Source organism: Azospirillum sp., assembly GCF_035627195.1.
Classification (GTDB): domain Bacteria; phylum Pseudomonadota; class Alphaproteobacteria; order Azospirillales; family Azospirillaceae; genus Azospirillum.
Genome location: NZ_DASPMG010000054.1, coordinates 1 through 7,935 on the forward strand (window position 1 = coordinate 1; position 7,935 = coordinate 7,935).

A 7,935-nucleotide genomic window follows, 5' to 3' on the forward strand; every position below is an offset into this window, starting at 1 on the left:
GGGGCACGCGCGCGAGGCCATCGCGCGCATCGTCGGGCGCTCCAAGACGTGGGTGGGCGACGTGATGGTGATCGCCGGCCTGCCCGACCGCATCCAGCGCGAGTTCCCGTCGTACCGCCGGCACGTCTCGCGCTCGCTGCTTACCGAGATCGCGCGGGTCACCCACGAGCCGGCGCAGCTGGCCATGTGGGAGCTGGCCAAGCGCGGCGGGCTGACCGTGCGCGCGGCGCGCGAGAAGCGGCGGGCGGTGGCGGCGGAGGGGCCGGTCACCCTGCCCCGCGCCATCGCCGCGGCGCGCCGCGTGGTCGGCGTCTTCGCCCGGCTGGAGCCCATGGAGGAGCCGCTGGCGATGGCCGACCGCGACGCCCTCCTGGACCTGCGCCGCCGCATCGACGCCCTGCTGGGCGACGGTTGACCGGCGATCCTTCCGCGAAGGATGTCTCTCAAGGCCGTGGACCTGCCACTCGTTCAGCGCGTGGCCGCATCGTGAGATGTGTCGGCCCGCGTCGCCATTCTGGTCCGGACGAGGTCGCAAAAGTACGGATGGTCGCGTTGCGATCGGCGGGAGGTGGCGGTCGCAAAAGTACGGATCCGCCCTGCGGCGCCGAGATGCCGGCCGGAGCCGAGCCGGTCAGCCGAGCAGCTTCCGCTGCGGGATCGGGGGAGCGGAAGGACGAAGCACCAGTCCCTTCTCGTTCACCTCGACGTTGGCTTCCGGATAGACCGCCGTCGCCATCTTGAGCGATTCGATGAAGCGCGGCTTGAAGTGCTTCAGGTTCTGGTACGAAAAGCCGAACTGCGCGTAAAGCGCGGCCCATGTGATGGGCGTGGGTTCGGTCAGGACGTGAAGCCGGTAAGCCAGCCAGACGTAGAGGTCGATGGACATGCTCTTGCTGGAAATCAGCTTCATCGCCGGTTCCCAGACGGGAACCGGATGCTCCTTCAGCGCTTTGAAGAAGCTGTCGGAAAGGCGCACCGTGTCGACCCACAGGCGCAGCTGTTTTGGATCACCGCTGGATAGCTGGATGCCGTCCTTGACGATGCTGTCCTTCGAGAAGCGTTGGCGCTGGCCTTGTTCCTCGGACCAGACGAACGTCAGGTGGCACGCGGAAATGCGGTCGGCTTGTTCGCGGACCTGACGGTATTGTTTGCCGCCGTCGGAAATACCCATCCGCGTCATCCATTCGTACATGGACTGGCCGAGTTCGACTTCCGGCGAATTGGTCTGGATGGCCCGGCTTTGCAGATAGATCATGATCATGCGGGCGCGGGAGCCGTAAGGCACGCCATAGAGCCGCATGTTGCCGGTGTGGTCGGGAAGGCGCCCCGGCTCGACGACCAGCTTGACCCGGTGCCCGTGGCGTTCCCAGATCTGATCGTCGGGAAGCTCGTTGTGGGGGAGCGAGGTCAGACAGAAGCCGGCATAGGTGATGCCCATCGCCCGGCTTTCCGTGGCGAGCACGGCCGCAGCGGTGTCGACGATCTTGCGATCGGTCGTCGGAACCCGACGGCGGGCCTCTTCGACTCCGACGCGGGTGATCAGTTCATGAACCGAGCCCATCGTGGCCTCCCTCACTGCGTTGTCTCGAATAACGGATCAGCGGGCGGTCCGGTCAATCCGTACTTTAGCGACCGGGCTAGTAGAAGAGTTATTTGGAATCTTATTAGTTGCTTGGTCGCCAAAGTACGGTTGATAGGCCGAGTCGGCGGGGCCTGCAGGTCGCGAAGGTACGGGGGAAGGTCGCGAGAGTACGGACGGTGGCTGTGGGCAAACGGGCGTGGTCGCAAAAGTACGGGGCGGCTCGACGCGAATCGGCGGCGGGGTCGTGCGGGGAGCACAGGTCGCAAATGTACGGGGGTGTGGGATGCCTCTGCCCGCCCTCCCCTTCCCCCTTCATCTTCGGCCGGGACCGCGACCGAAGGAGGGGTCGCGAAAGTACGGTGGTGCGAGGGCGGGCGACGCCGGATCTGTGGGGACTCCGGTGGCCGGTCGCAAAAGTACGGGCCGGTGCTTCGATCTTCCGCCAGCCGTTTCCGGCGTGGTCGCAAAAGTACGGATGTGCGGGGGCGGATCGCCGGCCTTGTGGCGGATACTTCCCCCTGGCTTTCTAGCGAAAGCGGAAACCGCAATACCTGTCTTCCGTAAGCGGAAGATCAGGGGTTGACGCTGAATCCGCTCGGGTCCACTCTCGCCGCAAACGGGCAGGAGCACGGATCATGGCGGATAAAATCAGCGGAGCCGAACTGCGGGCTTATCGCGAGGGGCGGCAACTCGACCAAGCCGGGCTGGCGGCATGGCTCAACGAACGGCTCGACCGGCGCTATGACCGCAACAAGGTCAGCGCCTGGGAGACCGGCAGCACGCCCGTTCCCGATCTGGTAAGCACGGTGGTGCGCGACGCCTTGGCGGCGCGTACGCGCACGGCGTCCGGGCCGGCCCGCATCGTGGCCTTCGCCAACCAGAAGGGCGGGGTCGCCAAGACCACGAGCGCGCTGAACACGGCGACGCTGCTGGCGCAGCGCGGCAAGAAGGTGCTGCTCGTCGACTGCGACCCGCAGGGCAGCGCCACGCTCCACCTCGGCCAGAAGCCACAGAAGCTGGACGAGGTCGGCAAGACGCTGACCTGGCTGCTGACGAAGGACACACCCACCGCCGAAGCCATCATCCCCGTGTGCGACGGCCAGTTCGACCTGATCCCCAGCAGCATCTCGCTGGCCGAGGCCGAGGCGACGCTGGTTACGAACCCGCTCGCCGGCGGGGTCCTGCAGTCGAAGCTGGAGGAGGTCGTTGGCCGGTACGACGTCCTGCTGCTCGATTGCCCGCCCAACCTCGGCTACATCTCCGTCACGGCGCTGGCCGCCGCGGACGCGCTGATCGTTCCGTGCCAGACGGAGGGCCTGGCCTATGCCGGCATCGCGAGCCTGTTCAGCACCGTTGACAAGGTCCGGCGCTTCGCGAAGAAGAACATCCGGCTGCTGGGCATCCTCCCCACCCTCTTCAACGCCCGGCGCACCGCCGACCAGGAGGTTCTGGGCCGGCTGCAGCGGCAGTCCGAGAAGATGGGTGTGCGCCTGTTCACGCCGGTGCGCGACGCGGCCGACTACGGCAAATCGTTCCTCGCCGGCCGGCCGGTTCTGGAGTTGAACCCCAAGGCGGCCGGTGCCGAAAGCTATGCCGAGATCGCGGACGCCATCCTGGCCTTCACCGAGGAGACCATCAATGCCGCCGCGTAAGCTGAACACGTCGAACCTCGACGACGTGGACGATCTGGTTCAGCAGACCGCCGACACGGTCAGCCTGTTCGCGGACGACGACGGCGACATCCTCAAGGTGATCGCGCTGGACCTCATCGACCCGAACCCGCGCCAGCCGCGCAAGACCTTCGACGAGGGCGAACTCGGCGACCTCGCGGCGTCGATCGCGTCGGTCGGGGTGATCCAGCCCATCCTGGTGACGCGGGCGGGCCAGCGCTTCCAGCTCATCGCCGGTGAGCGGCGGGTGCGGGCCAGCCGGCTCGCCGGCAAGACGACGATCAAGGCCGTCGTCACCCGGAACACCAATCCGTCCGTCGCCGCGCTGGTCGAGAACATCCAGCGTGCGGACCTCAACGCGCTGGAACTGGCCGACGGCATCCGCAGCATGCTGGAGAACGCCGCGACGCAGCGCGACGTGGCGCGCCTGATCGGCAAGTCGGACACCTACGTGTCCCGCACCTTGAAGCTGCTGGACCTGCCGGGCGCGATCCGCGACGACTATCCGAACCATGCTGGCCGGGTCGGCATCAACGCCATGTTCGAAATCGCCGAGGCGCCGAAGGCGCATCAGATGGCGTTGTGGGAGCGCGCGAAGGGCGGGGCGCCCATCAAGGAGCTTCGCGCGGCGCGCAAGGACGCGGCACCCGCGACGCCCGCCGCCACGGCGAAGATCACCAAGGCCGTCGCGAAGTTCGCCGAGGGACTTGCCGCGCTGGAGCCCGAAACGCTGGATGACGGCCAGATCACGGCGCTGAAGGCGTTGCGCGACCAGATCGACGCGCTGCTGAGCCGCCGCCCGTGAATTTGCGACGTCGCAAGGTTGCGACGTCGCAATTTCTCCGGCGGCGCCCCCTCCCCTGCCCCGCCCGGCGGGTCTACGGAGCCGCTCGGTCGTGGTGCAGGCGAACCGTGGCGCCCGTAGCGTCGGCGCCACGCACCTCGAATCCCGGCATCGCGGACACGAGCGCGCCCAGCTTGCCGGGGAACGCTACGCCAGCAGCCTTCAGCGCGGCGCCCAGCACGGACAGCGGCACCCACCCCTCCCCATCCGCGCCGCAGCCGCGAAAAACCTCGGCGAAGCGCGCCTCCAGGGTCTGCGGCGCGCCGTCGGCGCGTTCGGTGGCAACTGGGTCGGCCGGCGGCGCCACCAGCAGGCACACGTCGGCATGGCGCGCGAGGCGCCGGCCGTAGGTCTCGCCGATCGCCGGGACGATGACGTGGACCGCGGCACCGGACTCGGCCAGCGCCTTGACCATGGCGGCGAACCCATCGTCGCCGCTGACCAGGACGAAGCCGTCCACTGCGCCGGACTCCCGGATGCGGCCGGCGTCGAAGGCCAGCAGGAAGTCGACCGCGTTCGGCGCGCGGGCCGCCGCCCCGGCGTCCACCACCTCCACTCCGTCGGCGAAGCCCCACCCCGGCGCGCCGCCGCACGCGTAGGCGCGCACCAGCACCGGCCGCCCCAGCCGCGGCAGCCGCCGCCGGATGGCCGGCCACAGCGACACGGGAACGTTCTCCGCGTCGATCAGCACGGCAAGGCGCGGGGCCTGCGTGTCCCGGTTGGTTTCATGGTTCGTCATGGGGCGGCGATCCTCCGGCGGCGGGTCCCGGTCACCGGATCAGATCACCGAACGGGCGGCGCGGGAACGCGGCGTCTTGAAGCAACCCGCCGCGCCGCCGCCCGCAGCCGGCTACGGCGTCCCGGCGGAGCCGCGCAGCCGCTCCGGCGCGGGCAGGGGGCCGAACACTTCGGCAGGGAGGGGCAGGGGGCCGTCAGGCGTGGGCAGGACCCACCGAAGCCAGCGCCACGCGTCGCCGGAGGCTTCGACGAGGCGATTGTTGAGACGGTCGATGGAGGACCAACCGCCAGCCATGAAGATGCGAACCAGGAGAATCTCCTGGCCGTTTGCCAGATCCCACAGGCGCAGTGTCCCGTCGTCACCGGTGGAGGCGATGCACGCGCCGTCCGGCGAAAAGGCGCAGGACTGAACCCAGTCCTCGTGCCCGCGCAGGACGGCGAGGGCTTCGCCGGAGGCGGCGTCCCACAGACGCAGCGTCCCATCAATCCCGGCGGAAGCTACGCGCGTCCCGTCCGGCGCAAAAGTACACGCGTATACGGTGACGCTATGCCCATCCAACACCTCCAACCGCGCGCTCCCCGCCTCAAACTGCGGCCCCATTTCCGGCTCGCACAGTGCGAACAGCGTCGCAGGCGGCTCCTTGCTCGGCGGGTGGACGTTCCTCATCCGGCAGCGCAGCCATTTTGTGCGGTGCAGGTGGCTGGCCAGGAAGAATTCCTGCAGCGACGTGTGGGCGAAGCGGAAGGAATCATCGCCCTCGCGAGCCAGGAAGGTGGCGGTGCGCAGGTCCTCCTTCAGCAGCTCGCGGTCCTTGCCCTCGTAATGGGCGGCGATGTCCGGGCGTTCGCGCAGCAGATCGATCAGCGCCTGTTCGACCGCGCCGACCTTCCAGGTCTTGCGGCCGGAGCGCCACAGCGCGGCGGCGAAGTGCTCCATCAGCAGATGCTTGTGGTCGGGGGTCAGCTGGTGCTTGCCGGTGTCGCGCTCCAGCCAGGACAGCACCATGTGGCGGTAGAGGTCCACCCCGGTGACGCGCCGCCTCCGCCCGCCAGCGCTCGACCACGCCGATGTGCTCCGCCAGCAGGCTCAGCGTGTAGGGCCGCTCGGCCATTTCCGTCAGGTTGTGGACGGAGCGCAGCAGCTCCAGCACGCGGTCCGGGTCCTGGTCGGGCAGGGCTTGGCGCAGGTAGGCGCGGATCTGCTCCTCGGTGAAGGGCAGCAGGATGAAGGTGCGGTAGAGGTCGGCGCGGATGCCGTCGCGGCCCTCGGCCGTCAGGTGCGTCTGCTGGTCGCGCAGCGTGCGGAAATAGTGTGTGCGGCAGGAGATCAGCAGACGCCCGGCGCGCCGGCCCGGTTCCGTCAGCAGGGCAGGGGGCAGGATGCGGAACAGCTCGCGCGTGAAGCGCTGGCCGGCGGCGGGGGAGAGGTGGACCAGCACCTCGTCCAGCCCGTCGAAGATGACCAGGGCGCCCTCCTCGCGCACCAGCCGGATGACCTCCGTCGCCGTCAGGCCGGGGTTGGTCTGGCCGCCGCGCCACGTGCCCTTCAGCACCCGATCGAGGATGGGCTCCAGCGTCAGGTCGCCGCCGACGACCTCCCCCAGGTTCCGCAGGTCCAGGTAGATGGGCAACGGCGGCCGGTTCGGCCCACCGCCGTCGCGCGCCTGCAGCAGGGCGTCGGTGAAGGCCACGCAGGTGGTCGTCTTGCCCATGCCCAGGTCGCCCAGCAGGGCGCAGTATGGCTGCGCCTTCGGGTTGGCGGCCCATTCTATGAGGAAGCTCACGGCGTCCCGCCGCTCGCCCGCCTCGGCTCCGGCGCCCGGGGTGGGGGCGGGCAGGGCCTTCACCAGTTTGTCCAGCGTGCCGCTGTGCCCCTCCGTCGGCACCAGGCAGCCGGGCAGGCGGCCGTGCATGGCCCGGCGCAGCGACGTGTCCAGGTCGCGCCCGCGCGGCTCGTCCGGCGGGGCAGGGGGATCGGTGGGGAACAGGCCGGCGACCGCCTTCAGCATCTGCTAGTAGAGGTCGTCGGCGAAGTCGTCGCGCTGCCGGCCGGTGGTGCAGCTCTGGTAGTCCCTGCCCTTGCGGTCGTGGAACACCTGGACCTCCGCCAGCCCCTTCAGGTCCATCGTGCCGTCGAACGCCAGCCGCTTCACGGCCACCGGGATGGCGCGCTTGCCGGGTGCGGGCTCGTCCGGCGTGCGGGCGACGAAGCGCGGCAGCTCCTCCGCCGTGATGAAGCGGCTGCCGAGGAACGCCGGGCTGACCAGCAGCAGCCCGATGGGGCAGCGGGCGATCGCCTCCAGGATCTCGTCGCGCCAGCGCTGGCCCGGCTGCAGTTCCCGGTCGTCCCACGCCTCGAACACGCAGGTGGGGGCGAGGGCGAGGCGCTGCTTCAGCCGCTTCAGGAGGTCGGCGGTCAGCGTGTCGTCGTGGGCGTAGGAGACGAAGTAGCGGACCACCGACTTACTGTTACGATACGAGCGGAGCGCGGAGCGGTCAACGGGCGATCGGCCGTGGGTTGGCAGAATGATACTGAAAGGCTTATTTGCTTTCGTCGCATCGATAGGCGTCCCACGCGTACGCGCTCGGGCTCCTTTGTCAGGACCGGACGGTTCCCAAACGCAAGGGGACAGTGCGCTCCCCGCGCTCTGACGCCTGGATTTGCAGCCTGTTGCGCAGCGTGTCGTTGTCGGGCTGATCAGTTTAAAAGCTGGTTTCGCGTGGTTTCCGCCCCAGACCGACTGGGGTTTTGCAGACCAGATCCGGTTAGAAGAGAGCAGATCGGTTTAGAACCCATCGATCTTGCCGCTTTGCGCGGCCTTCTCCCACTTACTTCCACACCCGAAACACCCGATTGAGTGTTTTGAAGCGCCTCTTGGTGACACGGACGTTTCATCGTCCAGCTTCCGTCCGACAAGCGTTCTTTTCGGACGTAGAAAACGGGTGAAACCCATGATACTACTATTAAACCGGGTATCTGGCTTCGAGAGGGCGTTGTGGCGGACGCAGCGGGAATGGAAGAGGGAAGGGGAGGGCTGGTGGTCGCCACCGGCATTCTGGGCGACCTCGTGCTGCCGGACGGCGCCTTCGATCCACGCCGC

7 protein-coding genes and 1 pseudogene are annotated in these 7,935 nt (G+C 68.5%); 3 read left to right on the top strand and 5 right to left on the bottom strand.

Going from position 1 to position 7,935, the window contains the following annotated elements:
* A pseudogene (locus VED21_RS04775) lies at window positions 1-415 on the top strand (hypothetical protein); the annotation flags it as partial.
* Window positions 416-631: 216 nt separating this feature from the next.
* Here VED21_RS04775 and VED21_RS04780 read toward each other — a convergent pair.
* Window positions 632-1,561: a replication protein RepA gene (locus tag VED21_RS04780; RefSeq protein ID WP_324881175.1), complete on the bottom strand. Its 930-nt coding sequence runs from the start codon at window positions 1,559-1,561 to the stop codon at window positions 632-634.
* A gap of 656 nt (window positions 1,562-2,217) precedes the next feature.
* Here VED21_RS04780 and VED21_RS04785 point away from each other — a divergent pair.
* Window positions 2,218-3,234, top strand: coding sequence for an AAA family ATPase (locus tag VED21_RS04785; protein WP_324881176.1), 1,017 nt, complete (start codon window positions 2,218-2,220; stop codon window positions 3,232-3,234).
* On the top strand, window positions 3,221-4,057 hold the full coding sequence (locus tag VED21_RS04790) for a ParB/RepB/Spo0J family partition protein (protein WP_324881177.1): 837 nt from the start codon (window positions 3,221-3,223) through the stop codon (window positions 4,055-4,057). Before VED21_RS04785 ends, VED21_RS04790 begins: the two co-directional genes overlap by 14 nt.
* Window positions 4,058-4,130: 73 nt before the next feature.
* Here VED21_RS04790 and VED21_RS04795 read toward each other — a convergent pair whose 3' ends face one another.
* From VED21_RS04795 to VED21_RS04810, 4 genes are all read right to left on the bottom strand, one after another.
* Window positions 4,131-4,835 carry an NYN domain-containing protein gene (locus tag VED21_RS04795; protein ID WP_324881178.1) on the bottom strand — a complete coding sequence of 235 codons (705 nt, stop codon included), beginning with the start codon at window positions 4,833-4,835 and terminating at the stop codon, window positions 4,131-4,133.
* Between the two features lie 111 nt (window positions 4,836-4,946).
* Complete coding sequence (locus VED21_RS04800) at window positions 4,947-5,501, bottom strand: hypothetical protein (protein WP_324881181.1); 555 nt, start codon at window positions 5,499-5,501, stop codon at window positions 4,947-4,949.
* Between the two features lie 82 nt (window positions 5,502-5,583).
* Window positions 5,584-6,843 carry an NACHT domain-containing protein gene (locus tag VED21_RS04805; protein WP_324881179.1) on the bottom strand — a complete coding sequence of 420 codons (1,260 nt, stop codon included), beginning with the start codon at window positions 6,841-6,843 and terminating at the stop codon, window positions 5,584-5,586.
* Window positions 6,844-6,846: 3 nt separating this feature from the next.
* Complete coding sequence (locus VED21_RS04810; protein WP_324881180.1) at window positions 6,847-7,293, bottom strand: toll/interleukin-1 receptor domain-containing protein; 447 nt, start codon at window positions 7,291-7,293, stop codon at window positions 6,847-6,849.
* Between the last annotated feature and the right edge of the window lie 642 nt (window positions 7,294-7,935).